The organism is Streptomyces sp. NPDC043896, from assembly GCF_056435605.1.
On the sequence record NZ_JBWKEE010000005.1, the window covers coordinates 20,012 to 39,043 of the forward strand.

A 19,032-nucleotide genomic window follows, 5' to 3' on the forward strand; every position below is an offset into this window, starting at 1 on the left:
TCGGTAGGGTCATCATGTGTACCGAGCGCTCTCCCGTGTGCTCGCACGCCCATCGGGCTCGGCCCGCATGTGCGTGCTCGGCGCGCTGCTCACCGCCACCGGGGTCGTGATCCTCGAACTCGTGCGGGAGCAGACCGGCACGGCCGGTTTCTTCGTGGGTGTGGGCCTGGCCCTGCTGCCGGTGCCGCCGTTGATGGCGGCCTTCCGGTGGGTGGGCCGGGCCGCGCCGGGCCCCTGGCGGCAGCTGCTGTTCTGCTTCGGCTGGGGGGCCTGTACCGCGGCGCTGATAGCGATACTGGCCAACAGCTTCGCGACGGAGTGGATGGCCGCGGCCTCCGCCGATCCTTCCGCCGCCGACCGCCTCGGGTCCGTGGCGGTCGCCCCGGTGGTGGAGGAGACCGCGAAGGCGGCGGCGCTGCTGCTGGTGTTCGTCTTCCGAAGACGGCGGTTCACCGGCGCCGCCGACGGGTTCGTGCTCGCCGGGTTCACCGCCACCGGCTTCGCCTTCACCGAGAACATCCTCTACCTGGGCAACGCCTTCGAGGAGGACCTGGCCAACGGCACCCGGGTGCTGGACTCCGTGACGGCGGCGACGTTCTTCGTGCGGGTGGTGCTGTCCCCGTTCGCGCACCCGCTGTTCACGGTGCTGACCGGCCTCGGCTTCGGCGCGGCCGCCCTCACCGCCCGCCGCGCGCACCGGACCGGTCTGCCCCTGCTGGGGCTGGCCCTCGCCATGGGGGCGCACGCGCTGTGGAACGCCTCCTCACACTTCGGTGAGTACGGGTTCTACGTGGTCTACGGCTGCGTGATGGTCCCGGCGTTCGGGCTGCTGCTGTGGCTGGCCGTGCGGATCCGGCAGCGCCGCCTGCGGGCCGTCGCCGCCGAGCTGTCGGTGTACGCGGCCGCGGGCTGGCTCAGTCCGGCGGAGGTGCCGGCCCTGGCTTCGATGCCGGCCCGGTCACTGGCCCGCGCCCTGGCCCGCCGCAGCGGGGGCCGCCCCGCCGCCCGCACGGTGTCACGGTACGCGGCGGACGCCGCCGCCCTGGCCCTGCTGCGCCGCCAGGCCCGGCAGTCCGGCCCGGCCGGCCGGGACCCGGAGTTCGCCGCGCGGGAGCGGGAGTTGCTGCACCGGCTCTGGCACGGCCGGGCGACGGCCGCGCCCGCACTGGCCCGGGCGGCCGTACTGGAGGAACTGCTCCCCGCGCCGCGCCGGACCCCGCAGGCCGCCGCACCGGCGCCCGCGCGGGTCTTCGTACCGGCGGCCAGGACCCCGGAGCTGTCGGCCTCCCCGACCTGAGCCGTCCCTTCCGGGCGGGTTCAGACGTCGAGGCCCTTGGAGCCCAGCCAGGCCAGCGGGTCGACGGTCGAGCCGCCCTTGCGGACTTCGAGGTGGAGGTGCGCCCCAGTGACGTTGCCGGTCGCGCCGACCCGGCCGATGGTCTCGCCGGCGCCCACCGACCCGGAGGTCACGGACATCGAGGAGAGGTGGCAGTACCAGACCTCGGTGCCGTCGTCGAGCTTGAGCACGATGCGGTAGCCGTAGGCCCCCGACCAGCCGGCGGAGATGACCTTGCCGCTGCCGACGGCCTTGACGGGGGTACCGGTCGGGGCGGCGAAGTCGAGGCCGGTGTGGTAGCCGGAGGACCACATGGAGCCGGCGGCGCCGTAGTGCGAGGTGAGGGTGTAGGAGGAGGTCGGGAGCGACCAGCTGCCCGTCGACTGGCCCCCCGAGCCCGAACCGGAGCCGGTGCCGGCGCCCGTCCCGGAGCCCGTCGCGGCCTTGGTCGCGGCCTGCTCGGCGGCGGCCTTGTCGGCGGCCGCCTTCTCCGCGGCGGCCTGCTCGGCGGCGACCCGGGCCGTCTCGGCCTCCTTGTCGGCCGCTTCCTTCTGGGTCCGCGCCTCCTGGGCGGCGGCTTCGCGCGCCGTCCGCTCGGCTTCCGCCCGGGCCTGCGCCTCGGTGGAGTCCTGCTGCGACTCGGCCTGGAGGAGGATGCGGTTGAGGAGCGCCTCACCCGCGTCGCCCTGCTGCGGCACCTCGGCGGTACGGGCCTCCGCGGTTCCGGTGCCGGAGTCGGCCGCGGCGGCGGTCCGTACGGCGTCGCCGCCGGAGGCGGACTCACCGCCGCCGCCCAGCAGGTCGGGCATGGATATGGAGACCTGCGGCCGGTCCTGCGCGGTGGCGATGCCGCCCGCGCCGACGGCCGCGATCACGCCGACACCGAGGACCGTCGAGCTGCGGGCGAGTCCGCCACGCGCCTTGAGGACGCGGTGCTTGCCGCGGACCGGACGGGCGGAGTCCTCCGTCGGGTTCCACTCGCCCCAGGCTCCGGCGGTGGGCGCCTCCTGGACGTCGATGCCTTCAGGGGCAGGCGAGTTGGAGGCCACGGGGGCACACTCCTCATGGGCGAGAACGCACACGGGTGCCGTCGTGGCGACGGCTGGGACGACCGCGCTGCGTTATCGAAAGGTAATCTACGCAGGGGAATGATTCCAAGCCGAAGCGACTGATCATTACCACCAATCCGCCACCCTCTGGCGAGCTTTGGCCCTGGCATTCGCCATATAGGGCAGCAATCCAGGCAATTCGCCCCCCTCACCCTCATCACTTCAGCCACACCGGCCGGATGACGCACCGTCAAACATCTCGCAGAGTGCGCTCCGCCCACTACGCACGGTCACGCGCCGGCGCGGGGGATCACGGGCTCGCGGGTCGTCACGGGCTCACGGGCCCAAGGGCTCACGCGCCCACGCGCCCACGCGCCCACGGGCCCACAAGTCGTCGCGGGCTCACCGGTCGTCGCGGCTCACCACCGGCACCGTCCGCCGCCGCTCCGGCTGCCCCTCCTCCGCCCGCCCCACCGCGAGCAGCGCCATGTCGTCCGTCGCCCCGCCGCCCGTGTGCCGCCGCACATCGCTGCTGAGCGCCCCGAGCAGCGCGTCCGGCCCCGGGAAGACCCGGCCGCGCAGCCGGGCCGCCGGATCGTAGAAGGTCCCCGTCCGGTCCCGCGCCTCGGTCAGCCCGTCGGTGTAAAGCAGCAGCGTGCTGCCCGCGGGGAACGGCCACTCCGCCGGCCGGCCCGTCCCCTCGGACGCCAGTCCGCCCAGGCCCAGTGGCAGCGCCGGCTCGACCGGGGCGAGCACCGCCAGGCCCCCGTCCGCGTACAGCAGCAGCGGCTCGGGGTGGCCCCGGTTGAGCAGCCGCAGCCGCTCGGCGCCGGGCGGAACCTCCCCGAGCACGCACGTGGTGAACCCCTCCACCGCGTCCAGGCTGCCCCGCCGCGTCCCCTCCCGGGCCAGGGCGCGCTCCAGACGCCGCGCGACCCCCTCCAGGGTCGGTTCGGTCTCCGCCGCCTCCCGGAAGGCCCCCAGGACCACCGCGACGGCCTCCACGGCCCCCAGGCCCTTCCCGCGCACGTCGCCCACCGCGAGCCGCACGCCGTACGGGGTGTCCTGGACGGCGTACAGGTCCCCGCCGATGAAGGCGTCGGCCTGCGCGGCCTCGTACCGGGCGGAGACGTGCAGCCCCGCGATCCGCTCGGCCGGGGTCGGCAGCACGGCCCGCTGCGCGGCCTCGGCGATCCCGCGCGCCGAGGCGAGCCGCTCGCCGCTGCGCCGCACGACCCGGTTGATCAGCAGCGCCAGCCCGGAGACGGTCAGCACCGTCACCAGCTCGGTCAGCGCCTCCACTTTCCAGCTGGTGCCGTTGTGGACGTGCAGGCCCACGACCACCAGCGACGCGGCGAGGCCGGTCAGCGCGGTCGCCCGGAGGCTGAAGAGGGGGGCCGCGATGAGCGGGGCCGCGGTGAAGAAGGGGGAACCCGTGAAGCTCGGCGGAGTCAGGAGGTCGAAGACCAGCCCCAGCAGGATCAGCAGCACCGGCAGGATCCGCGCCACCCGCCGGGCGGCCCCGTCCGCGGCGACGCCCGCGCCGCCGTCCTTACCCTGCCGGCCCAGCCCCACCACGCTGTCTCCTGCCGCCCGGTCGCGTGCTCCGCCCCTCAAGGCTGGCGGCAGGCGGCCCCGTACGGCGACCGGGCCGGGCCGAAGGGGTGAAGAGGCCAGGAGGTGGAAGGGCATCGGGGTGCCGGGGTGACGGGGCAGCGCACGTCCGGCCCCGGACACGACGAAGGCCCGGTTCCACCAGGGAACCGGGCCTCGTACTGAGTAGCGGGGACAGGATTTGAACCTGCGACCTCTGGGTTATGAGCCCAGCGAGCTACCGAGCTGCTCCACCCCGCGTCGGTGAACCCAACTCTACGTCATCCGGGGGACGCCGTCGGCCAATTAACCCGCCCACGCCCCCACAGAACAGCATTTCCGCAGGTCAGAGGCCTCATAACCGTTTCATCCGGCTTCCGGGACGGCGGCCCGGACCCGGCCGTCCGGCGTGGCGGCCCGGTCCGGGGGCGGGATCTGGCCACCGGTCGGCCCGGAAACGGCGGAGCGCCCCGCCCGAAGAAGTCGGACGGGGCGCTCGGCGCGGGTCCGGGGGGAGCTTCCCCCGTCCTGCGAGCGGTAGGCCATGTCGGACTCGAACCGACAACCAACGGATTAAAAGTTCGAATTCAGACCTGCCGCCGGATGATGCCCGATGACGAATCGCGGCTCCCGTGCAGGTCAGCGGGCCAGGGCTCCACCACCGCGTATCGGCCCCTGTCGGGCCTCTACAGCGCGTCCGTGACCACAGCCGTGACCACGTGACCACCGCGCCCCCGACACGACGACGGCGCCGCCCAGTGCTCGCAACACCCGGCGGCGCCTTGAGCCGAACCCCTTCCGGTACAAGGAGCCCAGACCCGTGCACGACCGTACCCGCCCACCCCGTGACTACCTCGCATGGGCCGCGCTCGCCGCCGCCCTGGTCGTCACCGCATCCGCCGAGTACGCCCTCGCCCGCGCCGCAGGGCTCGACAAGTGGACCGCCGCCGCCCTGCCCGCCGCCCTCGACATCTACGCCGTACGGGCACTGCGCGCACGACGTGACGTGGCTACTGCCGTGGCCGCGATGATCGCCACGAACGCCGCCGCGCACCTCGTATCCGCCGGCCTGCTGCCCGTAGCGTGGCCGCTGGTCGTCGGAGTCTCCGTCATCGCTCCGCTCGTCCTGTGGCGCGTGCACAGACTCGCCGACTACGTGGAGGCCCCCGTCGAGAAGCCCGCCGCGCGGCCACTCGCCGAGGCGGCACCGATCTCCCCGCGATCCGCGGTAGGGCCGGCCAGGCACCCGGCCGAGGTGACTGGCCCACCGCCCGCCCAGGTGACCGCCGAGCAGTCGTTCGGCACCGTCCGCATCGGCACCGCGCCGCAAGCATCACCGCTGGTCATCTGTGGTGACGGCAAGGTGTACCCCCTTGAGATACCCCCCGCCGACACTGACGACGAGGTGACCACCGAACAGCCCGAACGGCTGTCCACCGACGCCGCCCGCGTCGTCCTCGAATCGTGCTGGTCAAAGGGCACCCCGCCGGCCGAGGCAGCACGCCTTGCTACCCGCAGCACCTCGTACGCCAAGAAGGTGTTCGCCCGCCTCGACGAGGCCCGCGGCCCGGCACTCCAGGCCACCTGAGATCTCGCGGCGGACTCCGCCGCTCCGACCTCCCAGAGTCCCCATCGTGGGGAACGGGCGATGCCAAGAAAAGGGGCGAGGTACGTTGCCCCCATGGCTGACTTCTTGATCGTAATCACGACCGTGGACAATCAGGATGCCGCGCGGAAGCTCTCGCGCTCGGCGGTGGAGGCGAACCTAGCCGCTTCCGGGCAGGTATCCGGCCCCATCGAGACTACGTACCGACACCTCGGCGAGGTCTCCGAGGGCACCGAATATCAGGTGACGTTCCGTACGGCCGGCGACCGACGCGCGGCCTTGGAGAAGCACCTCGTGGACAACCACCCTTACGACTCGCCGGAGGTCATCGCGGTCACGATTGATGCCGGCCGCGCCGAGTATCTGGACTGGATCACTCGGGCCACCCGCTAGCCCTTCGCGCGCTCCAGGAGCGCGCCGACGGGGGCGAGGGACCGGTGGGGCTCCAGTCGCTTGGCCATCAGGCGGGCACGCCCCATCGGTCTGATCGACGCGAGCCCTTCGGAGAGGTCGAACACCCGGGCCGTGATCGCGGTCGCGTGCTCGACCTCTCCCGCGTCCAGGTATGCCGACGCCAGCCACGACAGGTAGAGCGCCTTGTCCCGGGCCCGAGTGTCGTCGTAGCGGGCCAAGGCGTCCTCCAAGGCTGGGATCGCCCGCAGCGGCCGGTGTAGCTCTGCCCAGCATCGGCCCGTCATGATCGCGATCTCGTCCGGGTCTACCCAGTAGGCCCAGTCGGGACCCGGTTCGCCGCCGCGCTCGTGGATGGCCTCCTCCGCGACCCCCAAGGCGTAGTCCGCCTCCTGGGCGTTCCCAGAGGTCGCGTGCTGCCACGCCAGCCGGTCCGCCAGCAGTGCCCGTACCACGGGCGCCGTCCCCGAGCCGAGTGCCTCGTACGCGGCCGTGGCGAATCTGATCCCGGAGCCACCGCCCACCGCCCATTCCAGGTACGCCAGGAACGCCAGCGAGTTGCCTTCCAGGGCGGTGTCCTCGGCGGCCCGTGACGCGGCTAAGGCGGTCATGTAGTGCCCTCGGGCCCCCTCGTAGTTCCCGGCGTCATACGCCGCCCAGCCGGCGAGCTGGGCCTGTTCCGCGATGATTCCGCGCAGGCCCCGACCGGTGGCCTCGCTGTAGGCCCCCTCGTCGGCCAGCCGGGTGGTGTCTTCCAGCTCCCGGACGTACATCTGATAGGTGTCTCCGCCGCCCACGAAGTCGTCCAGGCGCCGCAGCCGGGCGGTGCGCTGGCTCAACTGCCGTGGAACGTCCGCCCCGATCCTCCGTCCCGACGCAAGCAGGGAAGAGGGCTGTATGACGGCAATCCCGGCGCCGGCCGAGGCCGTCATGAATCCACGGCGGTTGAACACGTCGTTCTCCTGGTCAGTCTGGTCTTTCTGCTCTTGCCGGCGGAGACGCCGCGCGAGAGCGACGGCCCTGCGCAACTCCTCTTCCGGCACGCCGAACTCCGCAGACAGCAGCGCCCGCGAAGCCGGGTCGGGAAGCCGCTCGTGGGTCTCCCAACGCGACACCGTCCCCTGCTCCAGCGGGTACCCCCGCCGGGCGGAGAGGTCTCCCGCCAATTCCTCCTGTGTGCGCCCGCCAGCGATCCGCAGGCGCCGCAGCAGCGGCCCAATCGGCTCCACACCGTCGCCCTCGTTCGAGGTCATCATCGCCATCCCTCAGCCGTCCCCAGAGCCCGGATCCCAGCCTGGCCATAAATCCTGGCCATGTCCCCGGAATGGCCATGCCGCCTGGCCCATCCGTCCAAACGCTTACGGCAGTTGACTGGTCACAGCCGCCCAGAGAGGCGGCCTCCCCCTCGCAGCGGGCCGGAGGGCCGTCCCCACGTCACCCCTGCGGCCCGCTGCTCCCCCGGAATGCAGTGCCCGACCGAGACCGAGGAGAGGTGCAATGTCCCCTCAGAGCCGCGTTCGTCAGCGTCAGGCCGTTCCCGGCTGGGTTAGTGAAGGCGCCCGCATCCACGACCCGCTGAGCGGCCGCACCGGCATCGTGCAGTTCATCGGCGAGTTCGAGGACCCGAGAACTCGCGTGGTCGTGCAGAACGCGATCTTCGCCCGGCCGGAGGGCGGTGGGGTGGAGTGGGTGGTCGAGGACCCATCCAGTCTGGAACGCGTCTGACCGAGCGCGCCCCGTGGGGCTGGCGCCAGCAACTCGCAGTCCTGTTGTACGTCGTCGCCGTCAGCGCCCTGGTGGTCACTCTGGCCGTGGCCGGGACCCCGCGGAGCTGACCCGCAGATTTCCGCCTCGCGCTTTCTGAGCACGTCCCGGGGCGGATGCACCACCGCAGTCCTCCCGTCGGAACCCCGTCGGGATTCATCAAGATCAGGAAGGAGTGCGCGATGAACGAGAACGCTCCCACGGAGCTGAACAGCGGTCTGCTGATCGGTGTCCGCCGCATCACCGCGGCCCGCTCGCGTGCCGAGGAAGCCTCGGACAACACGGGCGGCAAGTCGGACATGAACGACACCTGATCGACCGAGGAGACCCACGGTGATTGATTCCGCATCGTGGGCGCAGCGTCTGGGCGGGGACACGTTCCTCGCCCAGACCTGTTTCCGCGCCCACAAAGTGATCCGCTCCAACGGCACTACAGCCCCGGCGCCCCTGACCTGGGATGACCTCAACGAGATCGTGGCCGCGCACCGGCTCGAACCTCCTCGGATGCGGCTCTCCCGCGCCGGCGAAGCCGTCCCCGCCACGGCGTACTCCACCCTCCGCACGAACCGGCGCGGTGTGTCCTGGCATCAGCCGCAGCCTGCCGAGTTCCACGCCCGGCTCGCGGAAGGCGCATCCCTCGTCATCGACGCGATCGACCAGATCCACCCGCCCGTCCGGGAAGCCGCCGCCGGCCTCGAACGGTTCTTCCGCACCCCCGTGCAGGTCAACGCGTACGCCTCATGGACTGCCGAGGAAGGGTTCGGCACCCACTGGGACGACCACGATGTCGTGGTGCTCCAGCTCGAAGGGTCCAAGCGGTGGAAGATCTATGGGGCCACTCGCGAGGCTCCCGCCTGGCGCGACGTGGAAGCGCCCGAGGCGCCGACGGGTGACCCGCTTGCGGACGTCGTCCTGACACCCGGTGACGTGCTCTATCTGCCACGCGGCTGGTGGCACGCCGTGAGCGCCGACCAGGGCACCGCATCTCTCCACCTCACCTTCGGACTCGCCACGCAGACCGGTGCCGAGTTCCTGGGCTGGCTGTGCGACGACCTTCGCGTAAGCACGAACGTCCGCGCCGACGTCCCCCGCTTCGGCACTCCGGAGGACCGCAGGGACTACCTGGACGCCGTACGGAAGGAGGTCATAGCGGCACTGGACGACCCGGGGATCCTGGATCGCTGGGAGAGGTCGTTGGACACCACGCACCCCGGGCGCCCGCGGCTGTCCCTGCCGTACGTGGCCGCCGTTCCGGCAGAGCCGGGGATTACGGTGCAGCTCACCGTCCCTCGCGCTCGCATCGACCAGGACGACCAGGTGGTGACGCTCGCCGGCGCCGGGAGCGAGTGGACTTTCGCCCTCGCCGTCGCCCCAGCGCTCCGCCTCCTGGTGGGTGGAAGGCCGGTCACCCTCGCGGACCTGGCCGCCGAATCCGATCTCACGCTCGGACAGACGGCCGAAGTCGTCACCGCGCTGGTCAACGGTCAGGCCGTCGCGGTCGTCGGGGGCTCCACGTGACCGCTTCCCTGGGACTGGGGACGTATCGGGTGCGCGCCGTCGAACAGTCGGCGCGCACCGCGTGCGCCGATGGGCTGGTGTGGATCGACACCGCCCCGAACTATGCCGACGCGCATCAGGTGCTCGGCCCCGTGATCGCCGACCACCCGCAAGCAATGGTCGCCACGAAGACGGGGTTCTTCACCGCGGCGGAGGGCGCAACAGCACTCCGAGCGGGGGTACTCGCCCCGGGCCAAGTGGAGGCCGGCCACAGCCTCGCCCCTGCCTTCGTCCGCTGGCAGACGGAGCGCTCCCTAGCCGCGCTCGGGCGGGTCGACCTCGTGTTCGTCCACAATCCGGAGCGCGCCCAGATGGCACCTGCTGAGCTGCATTCGGCGTTGCGTGAGGTGTTCGTCGTCCTGGAGAAGTTCGCGGCGGCGGGCAGGATCGGCGGGTACGGCGTGGCCACCTGGTCGGGCTTCATGCACGACCACTTCAGCATGTCTGAACTTCTAGGGCTGGCCACGGAGGCCGCCGGATCGGGTGAACATCACCTGCGGGCCCTTCAACAGCCGGTCAGTCTCGTCATGGCCCGGCCGATCACTCTTGCCCTCGACGGCCGGGGCCCTCTGGTCCTGGCCCGTGCGGCTGGACTGATCACCTTCGGATCCTCGCCGCTGCATGGCGGCGAGCTGCCCCGCCTCGTCACGCCGGAACTCGCCGAGTTCGTCCGCCCCGGTGCCTCCCCGGCCGCTGCCTGCCTCCTCGCCGCGGCCTCCTGCCCGAGCTTGGACGTGGTACTGCTGTCGGCCGGCACCGCGCCACACTGGGCCGCGGCCAAGAGCGCCATCACCGACCAGCTCGACCCCGGCCACCTCAGGAAGGTCACCGATGTACTTGCCCAAGGATGAGACCACCAGGGCACGCATGGAGAACGCCTTGGCCCATGCCGCTGCCCGGCTGTCCACCACGACGACCGGAACGCCGGCGTGGGGATGGCTGGGCCGGACGATCGGCAGCCGTACCGGGAGCGGCCATTGGGTTCGTGTCCACTGCGGTGAAGCCGCCAAGACCCCCGTCACCCGTAACGAGGGAATCGCGCTGGCTGAGGAACGGGTGTCGGACAAAGTGTCCCGTCCCCACCTCCACGACCTGTACCGCTGGGAAGGCGGGGAGTACGTCTTCGAGGCGGAGCTGATCGACTACGTCGCCCAGCCCGTCATCTCCCCGGAAACCCCCGACCTCGCTGCGGATCCGGGCCTGCCTGACTCCTGGTGGGTAACACTGCGGGACAGCCTGGACGCGCTCAGCACCGCTGAACCGCCCCGCGAGACCATCCGACAGTCCTGGGCCGACCGGGTGTTCCCCGAGTTTCTGGGCATCGCTGCGCCGGCCATCACTGAGCGGGTCACCGGCCACGCCGATCTCCAGTGGGCCAACCTCACCCACGACCCGCTCGTCATTCTGGACTGGGAGCGGTGGGGCGCCGTTCCCGTCGGCTACGACCCGGCAATGCTCTACGTGAACAGCCTCCGCGTGCCCGCTGTCGCCGACCGCGTCCGTACCGAGTTCGCTCACGTTCTCGATACCCCCGCCGGCCGGGTCGGCGAACAGATCGCCCTCGCCGAGATGCTCCAGGCGGTCGGTCGAGGGTGGTACGTGGAGCTTGCTCCGCTACTGCGGCAGCGGGCCCAGGAACTCACCGGGGTTCGCCCTCCCGACGCGGCAGAGGTCGCGTCGTCCTGAGCGCCACCAGAGCCCTGAACACGACGTCAGAGCCCCGTTATCCGTGTTCATGGGTAACGGGGCTCTGACGCGCCCTATGCGGCTGTGTGGCCCATGAGACGGTCGTAGAGCGTGCGGTCTTCCGTGTAGACGCGAGCCCGGTCGGCGTAGGTCATGGCGTTCAGTTCGGCTGAGGTGGTCGGCACGACGAACGTCTCGGCTAGCGGACGCGCATCGCGCTCGACCTGCTCGGCCCACCGCCAATAGGCCGGCGAGACATAGCCTGCGGGCTCGGAAAGGCGGGGGCTCACGGCGGCCTCGACCTGGTCGTGGTTGTCGTCTGTGATGTGCACGCGGTTGTTCACTTCGTGCCCCCGCTCGGCGTGGCGGCAAGGATGTGCAGTTGCGGCTGCTCGTGGCGCGCGCGGGCTGCCTGCTCACGGATCGGCGTCTGGACGAATGCCGGGTGAAAGTCCCCAGTGGGGATCTCACGTGCTTCGGTGTCGAGGTCGTCCAGAAGGACGGCGAGGCGCAGGCCGGTTCCGGTGGCGGAGATCGCCGACCCGTCTGCGAACTGGAGGGTCGTCGTTCCCCAGTAGCCCATGGTCCCGGGCTTGGGGTGCTGCTCGCCGGGGTCGCGGCTGTCGGGTATGTCAGCAGCGGCGAGCAGGCGGGTGGCCTCGGCTATGGCGGCGTTGTACTTCTCAGACGCGGTGATGAACGCTCGAACGCTATCGCGGGCCATGAGGTAGGAGGCAGCGAGTGCGTTTGTGTTGAGTGGTCCGCCCGGGTTGGTCATGGCGAGGGCCTGGTCGCGGAGTGCGGTGCGCCGGCGCTCGGCGGCGTCGGCTGCGGCGCGGTCGGCCTTTCGGCGGGCCGCCTCGGCGCGCAGTCGGGCGAATCGGCCAAGTTCCCGCTGCTCGGCAAGCTGCTGCGGGGTGACCTCGGGGTTGCCGTCGCGCACGGCTTCTTCGAGGACGTCGAGGAGCTGCTCGGCCTCAGCCGCTTCCTGCTCAGCGATGGCAACCTCGTCGGTCGGCTGCTCGGTGGTGCTGTGGTTCATCCTGCTCCTGCTCGGTGGCGGTAGTGGTCAAGGGCGGTCCGGTCGATTGCCCAGGCTCGGGCGCCGAGGCGACGGGCGGGGAGGGTGCCGCGGCGCGCGAGGCGACGCACGTACTCGGGCGTGCATTCGAGCAGTGCTGCGGCCTCGTCGACTGATACCTCGACCACCGTGGCAGGGGACGGCGGCGCGGTACCGATATCGGAACTGCGTTCGATTTCGGTGAGCTGTGTGGCCTTGTGGAGCGCGTAGAGCAGGTTCCGTACGCCGGGGCCGACTTCCCCGCCGTCGGCGCGGACGCGGGCGGTCAGGTCACGTACAAGGGCGCGCAGTACGTCGCCTGCCACGGCTGACGGAATGATGACCGACCCGTCAGCCAGAGCGAGGGCGAGAGACTGCTCGCGCCCGTACTTCCTACGGATTTGATATCCGGTGGAGGGCGCATCGCTGCTGGTCACAAGGGGGGTGCTCACGAGGTGGTCACTGCTGGGGCTGCTCATCGGCGGCCCCCTCGCGCGCGCTTGCCACCTGTGCGGATCGCTGGGCCCGCCACATGGCGGCACGGGCCCGCTTGTCGGCGCGTCGCTGGCGATGCTCCTCGGCCTCGCGGGCGTGCCGCTGCTCGAACGTCTCGCGGTGTTCGAGGTACTGCTCGATTTCCCGCATCGTGCGGGGTGCCTTACGGCCGGCGCGGATATCAGCGCCTCGTTGCACCTGCTGTTGAACTCGCAGCCATGCGAGGAGATCGGCGCGGTTGCTCATCAGGTGGCCTTTCGCGGGTCAAGGGCTGTGGAGTGCTGAGCGATGCGGCGCCGCGCGCGGCGGGTGATGCGGGTTGGGCGCTCGGATTGCTCGCGGGCGCGCTGCTGCTGGAACGCTGTGCGGGCGGCGGCCTGGCGGGCCCGCAGGATGCGGCGGGCGCGGCGCCGTGCGGTGCCGGGGGTGCCCTGGACAAGCGAGGGGCCGGCTGCGGCAGTGAGGCGCGTCAAGAGGCCGGCTGCCTCGGCGGTGCTCTCGGACAACTCGGCGGCCAGGGCGCGGAGCATCGGGAGGGAGGGGCGTCGCTCGCCGCGCTCCAGCCGGGTCACGGTAGAGGCCGTGGCGCCGACGCGGGCGGCGAGGTGTCGTGCGGACCATCCGCGGGCGGTCCGCGCGGCGTGCAGGAGCGTGCCAAGGGTGGCGGCGAGCTGGGCCTGTTCGCGACCGGTCACGGTGCCGGTCGCGGTCGCGGGGATCGGCGTTGCCTGACGCGCGGGTGTGCGTGCGCGCGTCGCGAGCGACCGGTCGCGGTCGCGGGGCGGAGTGTTCATCGGGGCCTTCCTCCGCGCGTGTGCGCGAGACAGGGAACGTTGCGGGGCGACATGGGGTGGGTATGGGGGCGGGCCCCGTGCGTCGTTGTCGACGATCTGGGGCCCGCGGTGAGGCGGCGTGCGGGGGCGGGGGCTTCCGTCCGTCCCCTGTCCCCCCTCTAAAGAGGGGGGACAGGGGGACAGGTCCGCGGGTGGTGCCCTGCCCCCTGCTGTCCCCGAACTGTCCGGGACAGGTTTGACCTGCTGTTTCTTCCGTCCCCATTCCTGGGGACAGGCGGTTTGTCCTATTCACCCTGTCCCGTTCCCGGCAGGTCTTCGAGGGTGCTCGGGGACGGGCCGTTGGGGGCGCTTGTTCGGTTCTTGCGGTGCTTGGCTACGTCGCCGAGCACGTCGTTCCGGGCCTGGATTCCGAGGCGGGTACATTCGGTCCGCAGGCGGTCGCGGCCGGCCTTGGTGGGCACCCCGGCGCGGTCGAGGGCGTCGGCGATTTCCTCGACGCGGCCCTGATAGCTGGTGCGCGCCTGCGACTCTCCAGCCGCGTCCAGCTTGACCAGGACGACGGACGTAACCGGCGTGCCGTCTTCCTTGGCCTCGCCGTCGAGGATGACCTGATGGATGCCGAACGCTAGATCATGCAACTCCTCGTCGTCCTTCTGCTTCCCGGTCCTGAGTGTGATGACGGGGCCCGTGTCGGTGTCCTTGCGCGTGACGCCGAGTTCGGTCTGTAGGGCGCCCTTTACGGCGGTGGCTCCGCGGCTGCGTTCGGTGTCGTGGCCGGTGTGGTGGACTAGGAGCAGGCAGGCTCCGCAGGCGGCCCGTAGGCGTTCCATCTGGTCCACGAACCGGCCCATCTCTGTGTTGCTGTTCTCTTCGACGCCTACGGTCACGCGGGCCTGCGTGTCGACCACGACGAGGGCGGGCTCAAGCCGCCTACACACCTCGACCAGTACGGCCCACTCGGGGTCAAGGGCCTGCACGGGTCGGGGCAGGAACTTGACACCTGTCATCCGGCGGCCGTGGTGCTGCTCCCACGCGCGGACGCGTTTACGGATACCGCGGATTCCCTCGGCGACGAGGTAAAGGACGGGCCCGCGCTGGGTGTCCTGCCCGTGCCAGGGCAAGCCGGATGCGACGCAGGCAGCAAAGTCGAGCGTGAGGAACGATTTGAATGTGCCGGACGGGCCGTAGAGCCGGGCGAGGCTGTCGCGGTAGAGCAGGCCGTCGACCACGGGCTCCAAGGGAGCGATGTGGTCGAGGGCGTCGGTGTCGAGGAGTTCGCCGAGCAGTCCCTCGACCCGCAGCTCGAAGTGCTCTTCGGAGGTACGTCCGGCCGCGCCCTGGTCCGCCTCGTCGGGGGGTGCGACCTTGGCGAGTATGGCCTCGATATCGAGGTCGGCGGGGGCGGTCATGCGCTGCTCCGGGGATTGCTGGTGCCGGCGCGCATGCCGGAAGTGACGGTGGCCTGTACCTCGCCCGGCGTAAGGCCGATGGACTGGCCGGCGGCGAGCAGGGCCTCGATGGCGAGTCGGGTGTCGAGGCGGCCGGCTCCGGCGAGAGTGCCGAGATTGAACGCGGCTCGGTGCAGGGTGTCGTTTCGGGTACCGGGTTGGGAGGCGAGGACGGTTTCGAGTTCACCGCGGAGGGCGGCTGCGGTGTAGCCGGTGGCGTTGCGGAAGACAGCGGGCATGGCGGGGCGCGGCAGGGCGATGGGCTTCGGGATGGCGCGCTCGGTGAGCCACCCGGGGAGCGGCAGGGGGTCAGCTTTGGCGGGGCCAGTCAGCCACGTGTACGGCTGCCCGGCTGCGGTCGAGGGCGGCGCGACGACGTAACCCCCGGCGGCCCGTACGTCGACCTTCCACCCGACGCGGGATGCGGAGTTACGCACCTCGCGATCTTCGGGGGCGCGGTAGTACAGGTGCGTGCCACCCGACGTGGTGCGGACGGTCGGCGTGGTGCCGAACGGGAAGCGGTCACCGTGGTGTTCGTAGAGCAGGGCGAGCACGTCCTCGCCGCTGGTGATGCCTTCGGCCGGCGACGGATCGCCTTTGGCCGTGTCGAGGTCGACGACGACCAGGGCAGAGGGGCCGCAGGCGATACCGACGCCGTACGGGCCGGCTTCCCAGCATCGGCGGATGCGGTCCGGGTCAAGGGTGGCGCGCTGCTCCCATCGGTCGACGGCGGGCCGCTTGTCGTTGGGCCGGAGCGGAAAAACGTGCATGCCGCGCGCGGCGAGGTCGAGGACATGCTCGACTGCTCGCCGCGCGGGCGTGGTGCGGGACTCGGTCACGCGGGCATCAGCCTTTCAGCGACTTCCCACGTGGCCCAACCTGCGGCGAGGCAGCGACCGCGCTCGGCGGCGAGCTGCTGGTCGTCGAGGCCGTATGTCGAGGGCCCGCTCGGCGCGGTGCCGCACAGCATCGGATCACGGTGCCCGCACAGCAGGGGCGGGGTACGGAGGGCGGCGCGCCACCTGGGCGCGGTGGAGAGTGTCATCGGGCACGGCCGGCGCGGTAGGCGCGAACGTCGGCCGTGGTAGCGCCCTGCGCCTCGGCGATGGTCCACCACAGGCCGGCCTCGGCGGCGGCGCTCTCCACGCCGCCTCGGTTGCCCTGCTCGATGGCGAGGTCGTAGGCGTCGAGCGCCTTTGCGGTACGTGATATGGCGGTGCGTGCAATCATGGGCTTACGCCCTTCCTGTGAGGCGTGGCCCGGGATTTTCGCTGTGGAGGCGGCCCGGGCTTCGCTGTGTCTGGGAGTGGTGCAGGCGGTCGGCAGGGCGGCAACCCTGCTGACCGCCGCTCCTATGTGGTCGGCGCGAGGGTCGGCTGCTCAATGCCCAGCAGAGTGAGCAGATCGGCGCGACGGGCGCGGTACTGGGCACCAAGGCGCAGCAGTTCGACCGGGAACTGACCGCGCTTGGCGAGGTCATAAGTCGTGGTCCTGCTCAGGCCGAGCGCGCGACCAGCCGTGACGAGGTCCACGGCGGCAGGCAGGGCGAGCAGATCAGCAGCGGACATTCCTTGCTGTGTCTTCACGTGTCTACTCCAAAGGGGTTGATGCTCATGAAGCACAGTAGGTGTCAGTGCTGGACGGTGTCAATGAATGCCGCTACCGTGCTCGTATGACACAAGACGACTGGTCGGTCCGGCTTGGTCGCCGTATGGCTGGCGAGGTCAAGCGGTACCGGCATATGCGGGGGATGAGCGCACAGCAGCTCTCAGACCGTTGCTCGGAGATTGGGATGCCGATCGCCAGGTCAGTCCTGGCGAACTTTGAAAGTGGCCGACGGCCAACCCTGTCCGTGGCTGAGCTACTCGTCATCGCAGAGGCCCTACGGGTCCCGCCTACCTCCGTGGTCTTCCCGGTCGGCTACGAGGAGAGAGTTGAAGCCCTCCCCCACGTCGAGCAGGACACCTACAGGGCCGCCCGGCAATGGGGAGGCACCGGCTGGCTCGCCCTCCTCGAACCCGACACTCAGGAAGCCATCGTCGGGATCGCACTCTTCGACGAGCACGAAGAGATGGTCGGGGAGCTTGCGGGCCGGCGCGGGAAAGCCCGTGCGCATCTCGAACGGGCGGCGAGGCTAGATAGGGAGCAAAACGCCGACCTCCGCTCGGCCATGCTCGAACTGGCGCAGGCCGCTGAGAATCAAGCGGACGAAGCGGAAGGGTACGTCTTGGAGATTCGCGCCAAGATCCGCCGCATAGGGATGACCCCTCCGGCTCTCCCCAGTGAGCTGGATGAACTTGTCCGGTACGACGCTCAGCTTTCCCGCAAGACGTCTCCGGACGCTCAGAACGGGCCCGACGGAGAAGAGGAGGCAGGGTGAAGGGTTCGACCTACAAGCGGTGCAAGTGCCCGGCCGCCTATGACGCCAAGGGCAACCGGCGGAACTGCCGCAAGGACCACGGGGCCTGGTACTACGTCGCCGACGTCGGTTTCGGCCCGGACGGCAAGCGCAAGCAGGCCCGCAAGGGCGGTTTCCGCACCGCGGACGACGCCGAGAAGGCCCTCGCCAAGCTGCTCGGCCGCGTCAACGAAGGCAGCTACACCCACGACGACGGACAGACCGTCGCCGCATGGCTCGAAGCGTGGATGGAGTTGAAGCGGCGGGCCGGCCTGCGACCCTCGACGATCCGCGCATACCGAAGCCACATAGACGAGTACCTCGTACCGCACCTCGGCCGCCTGCGCCTACGGGACCTGCGGCCGTCGCACGTCGACCAGCTACTCGCCGCCCTCGACAACGGGAAGCGGAAGGCCGCCACAGTTCGCCGGATTCACGCGACGCTGCGCAGCGCTCTTTCAACGGCCGTACGCCGCCGCATGATCACGTTCAACGCGGCCAAGGACGTCGACCTGCCGGCCTCGCAGCGGCCCAACGTAAAGCCGTGGGAACCCGCCGAGCTGGGCCAGTTCCTCGACTCGATCGGTACGCACCGCCTCGGCGCCATGTTCGAGGTCGTCGCCGGTACCGGCCTGCGCCGCGGTGAGGCCGTGGGTCTCCGCTGGGACGACATCGACCTCGCCAGCCGCGTCATCGTGGTGCGGCAGCAGATCGTCCAGGAGTCCGGACGGAAGAAGAACAAACAGGAGCCCGCAGCCTGCCCGTACTGCGAGGCCGGACACCTCGGCATGTCATTCGGCAAGCCCAAGACAGCCTCCGGCGAGGACCGCGTCATCGACCTTGACGAGGTTACGGTCGGCGCACTCATCGCTCACAAGCTGCGGCAAGACGCGGAGCGTGGGACGTGGGGCGAGGCTTACGCCGACCACGGTCTCGTGTTCGCCCGTGAGGACGGCAAGCCCCTGCGGCCCGACGATGTCACTAAGTTGTTCGGCGCCCTGGTCGAGGAGGCCGGCCTGCGCCGTATCCGGCTTCACGACCTGCGCCACGGTCAGGCGTCCCTCATGCTCGCCGCCGGCATAGACATGGCGATCGTGTCGAAGCGGCTCGGGCACTCGACCATCACCATCACGTCAGACACGTACTCGCATCTGCTCGGTGGCGTCGGACGCGATGCGGCGGACCGCGCGTCGGCCCTCGTACCGCGCGCCCGCCGCACCGCGCCGCAGGCACCGGCCGACGACGAGCGTGACCACATGGTGACCACCCCGCCTACGGATTCACCGGCCGAGCAGACCCCGGAAACGCCGGAACCCCCGTTGACGCAGGTCAACGAGGGTTCCGAGCCCATGAGGGCTAGTAGGCCATGTCGGACTCGAACCGACAACCAACGGATTAAAAGTCCGCTGCTCTGCCAATTGAGCTAATGGCCCTCCACGTGCTCACCCCAGAGCATAGCCGGAGAGGGGCTGCTGGCCGATCGGGTATCGCCGGGTGTGGCCCCGGCGGTTTCCCGCCATCCGGTGCGGGTGGGGCGAAACGGCCGGAAATGGGCTCGGCCCCCACCGCACCGGAGTGCTGTGGGGGCCGAGCCTTGGCCGGTTCTTGGCCGATCCTTCGTCAGGTGGCGCTCAGGCGTCAGCCGTTGCGCTTCCAGCGCGGCTTGTCGTCGCGGCGGCCGAAGCCGGAGCCGGACGGGCGGTTGTCGTCACGACGGCCGTAGGGGCGCTCGCCGGCGCCGCCGGAGCGGAACCCGCCGGAGGGACGGTCGTCGCGGCGGAAGCCACCACGGTCGCCACCGCGGTCGTCACGGTTGAAGCCACCACGGTCGTCGC

21 protein-coding genes, 2 tRNA genes and 2 pseudogenes are annotated in these 19,032 nt (G+C 70.9%); 10 read left to right on the top strand and 15 right to left on the bottom strand.

What is annotated here, in order from left to right; translation table 11 throughout:
* Positions 1–67: 67 nt before the first annotated feature.
* Positions 68–1,297: a PrsW family intramembrane metalloprotease gene (locus tag AC069X_RS08315; protein ID WP_478726998.1), complete on the top strand. Its 1,230-nt coding sequence runs from the start codon at positions 68–70 to the stop codon at positions 1,295–1,297.
* A 20-nt stretch (positions 1,298–1,317) separates the two neighbouring features.
* On the opposite strand, the gene AC069X_RS08320 is transcribed toward AC069X_RS08315, so the two are convergent.
* The 3 genes from AC069X_RS08320 to AC069X_RS08330 form a co-directional block, all read right to left on the bottom strand.
* Positions 1,318–2,385, bottom strand: a complete 1,068-nt coding sequence (locus AC069X_RS08320; protein ID WP_478726403.1) for a M23 family metallopeptidase — start codon at positions 2,383–2,385, stop codon at positions 1,318–1,320.
* Between the two features lie 402 nt (positions 2,386–2,787).
* Entirely contained in the window at positions 2,788–4,077 is a 1,290-nt protein-coding gene (locus AC069X_RS08325; protein WP_478726405.1) for a PP2C family protein-serine/threonine phosphatase, read from the bottom strand.
* Positions 4,078–4,165: 88 nt separating this feature from the next.
* Positions 4,166–4,239 (bottom strand) — tRNA-Met (locus AC069X_RS08330).
* A gap of 559 nt (positions 4,240–4,798) precedes the next feature.
* On the opposite strand from AC069X_RS08330, the gene AC069X_RS08335 reads away from it, so the two are divergent.
* Complete coding sequence (locus AC069X_RS08335; RefSeq protein ID WP_478726407.1) at positions 4,799–5,566, top strand: hypothetical protein; 768 nt, start codon at positions 4,799–4,801, stop codon at positions 5,564–5,566.
* A 93-nt stretch (positions 5,567–5,659) separates the two neighbouring features.
* Positions 5,660–5,977 (top strand): divalent-cation tolerance protein CutA, encoded by a 318-nt coding sequence (cutA, locus tag AC069X_RS08340; protein ID WP_478726409.1) that lies wholly within the window; start codon positions 5,660–5,662, stop codon positions 5,975–5,977.
* On the opposite strand, the gene AC069X_RS08345 is transcribed toward cutA, so the two are convergent.
* Positions 5,974–7,257 carry a helix-turn-helix domain-containing protein gene (locus AC069X_RS08345; RefSeq protein WP_478726410.1) on the bottom strand — a complete coding sequence of 428 codons (1,284 nt, stop codon included), beginning with the start codon at positions 7,255–7,257 and terminating at the stop codon, positions 5,974–5,976. The two genes, cutA and AC069X_RS08345, sit on opposite strands and share 4 nt — an antisense overlap.
* A gap of 235 nt (positions 7,258–7,492) precedes the next feature.
* Between AC069X_RS08345 and AC069X_RS08350 the strand changes: the two genes are divergently transcribed.
* The 5 genes from AC069X_RS08350 (at position 7,493) to AC069X_RS08370 (ending at position 11,002) form a co-directional block, all read left to right on the top strand.
* Complete coding sequence (locus AC069X_RS08350) at positions 7,493–7,720, top strand: hypothetical protein (RefSeq protein WP_478726412.1); 228 nt, start codon at positions 7,493–7,495, stop codon at positions 7,718–7,720.
* A gap of 221 nt (positions 7,721–7,941) precedes the next feature.
* Positions 7,942–8,073 carry a hypothetical protein gene (locus AC069X_RS08355; protein ID WP_478726414.1) on the top strand — a complete coding sequence of 44 codons (132 nt, stop codon included), beginning with the start codon at positions 7,942–7,944 and terminating at the stop codon, positions 8,071–8,073.
* A gap of 19 nt (positions 8,074–8,092) precedes the next feature.
* Complete coding sequence (locus AC069X_RS08360; RefSeq protein ID WP_478726415.1) at positions 8,093–9,277, top strand: cupin domain-containing protein; 1,185 nt, start codon at positions 8,093–8,095, stop codon at positions 9,275–9,277.
* Positions 9,274–10,167, top strand: a complete 894-nt coding sequence (locus AC069X_RS08365) for an aldo/keto reductase (protein WP_478726416.1) — start codon at positions 9,274–9,276, stop codon at positions 10,165–10,167. The genes AC069X_RS08360 and AC069X_RS08365 overlap by 4 nt, the downstream gene beginning before the upstream one ends.
* Positions 10,148–11,002 (top strand): hypothetical protein, encoded by an 855-nt coding sequence (locus AC069X_RS08370; protein ID WP_478726418.1) that lies wholly within the window; start codon positions 10,148–10,150, stop codon positions 11,000–11,002. The genes AC069X_RS08365 and AC069X_RS08370 overlap by 20 nt, the downstream gene beginning before the upstream one ends.
* A gap of 74 nt (positions 11,003–11,076) precedes the next feature.
* On the opposite strand, the gene AC069X_RS08375 is transcribed toward AC069X_RS08370, so the two are convergent.
* From AC069X_RS08375 to AC069X_RS08415, 9 genes are all read right to left on the bottom strand, one after another.
* Positions 11,077–11,346 carry a hypothetical protein gene (locus AC069X_RS08375; RefSeq protein WP_478726420.1) on the bottom strand — a complete coding sequence of 90 codons (270 nt, stop codon included), beginning with the start codon at positions 11,344–11,346 and terminating at the stop codon, positions 11,077–11,079.
* Positions 11,343–12,044 (bottom strand): hypothetical protein, encoded by a 702-nt coding sequence (locus tag AC069X_RS08380; RefSeq protein ID WP_478726422.1) that lies wholly within the window; start codon positions 12,042–12,044, stop codon positions 11,343–11,345. Before AC069X_RS08380 ends, AC069X_RS08375 begins: the two co-directional genes overlap by 4 nt.
* On the bottom strand, positions 12,041–12,541 hold the full coding sequence (locus AC069X_RS08385) for a helix-turn-helix domain-containing protein (RefSeq protein ID WP_478726423.1): 501 nt from the start codon (positions 12,539–12,541) through the stop codon (positions 12,041–12,043). The genes AC069X_RS08380 and AC069X_RS08385 overlap by 4 nt, the downstream gene beginning before the upstream one ends.
* A complete protein-coding gene (locus tag AC069X_RS08390; protein WP_478726425.1) occupies positions 12,522–12,803 on the bottom strand; it encodes a hypothetical protein in 282 nt (93 codons plus the stop codon). The genes AC069X_RS08385 and AC069X_RS08390 overlap by 20 nt, the downstream gene beginning before the upstream one ends.
* Complete coding sequence (locus AC069X_RS08395; protein ID WP_478726427.1) at positions 12,803–13,351, bottom strand: helix-turn-helix domain-containing protein; 549 nt, start codon at positions 13,349–13,351, stop codon at positions 12,803–12,805. The genes AC069X_RS08390 and AC069X_RS08395 overlap by 1 nt, the downstream gene beginning before the upstream one ends.
* 284 nt (positions 13,352–13,635) lie before the next feature.
* The gene (locus AC069X_RS08400) at positions 13,636–14,760 is read right to left on the bottom strand and encodes an AAA family ATPase (RefSeq protein ID WP_478726429.1); all 1,125 of its coding nucleotides are present in this window, start codon (positions 14,758–14,760) and stop codon (positions 13,636–13,638) included.
* On the bottom strand, positions 14,757–15,638 hold the full coding sequence (locus tag AC069X_RS08405; RefSeq protein WP_478726431.1) for a bifunctional DNA primase/polymerase: 882 nt from the start codon (positions 15,636–15,638) through the stop codon (positions 14,757–14,759). The genes AC069X_RS08400 and AC069X_RS08405 overlap by 4 nt, the downstream gene beginning before the upstream one ends.
* A 202-nt stretch (positions 15,639–15,840) precedes the next feature.
* Complete coding sequence (locus tag AC069X_RS08410) at positions 15,841–16,029, bottom strand: hypothetical protein (protein WP_478726433.1); 189 nt, start codon at positions 16,027–16,029, stop codon at positions 15,841–15,843.
* Positions 16,030–16,151: 122 nt separating this feature from the next.
* Positions 16,152–16,385, bottom strand: a complete 234-nt coding sequence (locus tag AC069X_RS08415; protein WP_478726435.1) for a helix-turn-helix domain-containing protein — start codon at positions 16,383–16,385, stop codon at positions 16,152–16,154.
* Between the two features lie 86 nt (positions 16,386–16,471).
* Between AC069X_RS08415 and AC069X_RS08420 the strand changes: the two genes are divergently transcribed.
* On the top strand, positions 16,472–17,179 hold the full coding sequence (locus tag AC069X_RS08420) for a helix-turn-helix domain-containing protein (protein WP_478726437.1): 708 nt from the start codon (positions 16,472–16,474) through the stop codon (positions 17,177–17,179).
* Positions 17,176–18,291 (top strand): annotated as a pseudogene (locus tag AC069X_RS08425) (site-specific integrase); the annotation flags it as partial. The gene AC069X_RS08420 and the pseudogene AC069X_RS08425, both read left to right, overlap by 4 nt.
* Positions 18,292–18,557: 266 nt before the next feature.
* Here the strand turns inward: AC069X_RS08425 and AC069X_RS08430 are convergent.
* Positions 18,558–18,630 (bottom strand) — tRNA-Lys (locus tag AC069X_RS08430).
* A gap of 205 nt (positions 18,631–18,835) precedes the next feature.
* Positions 18,836–19,032: pseudogene (locus tag AC069X_RS08435) on the bottom strand (hypothetical protein); the annotation flags it as partial.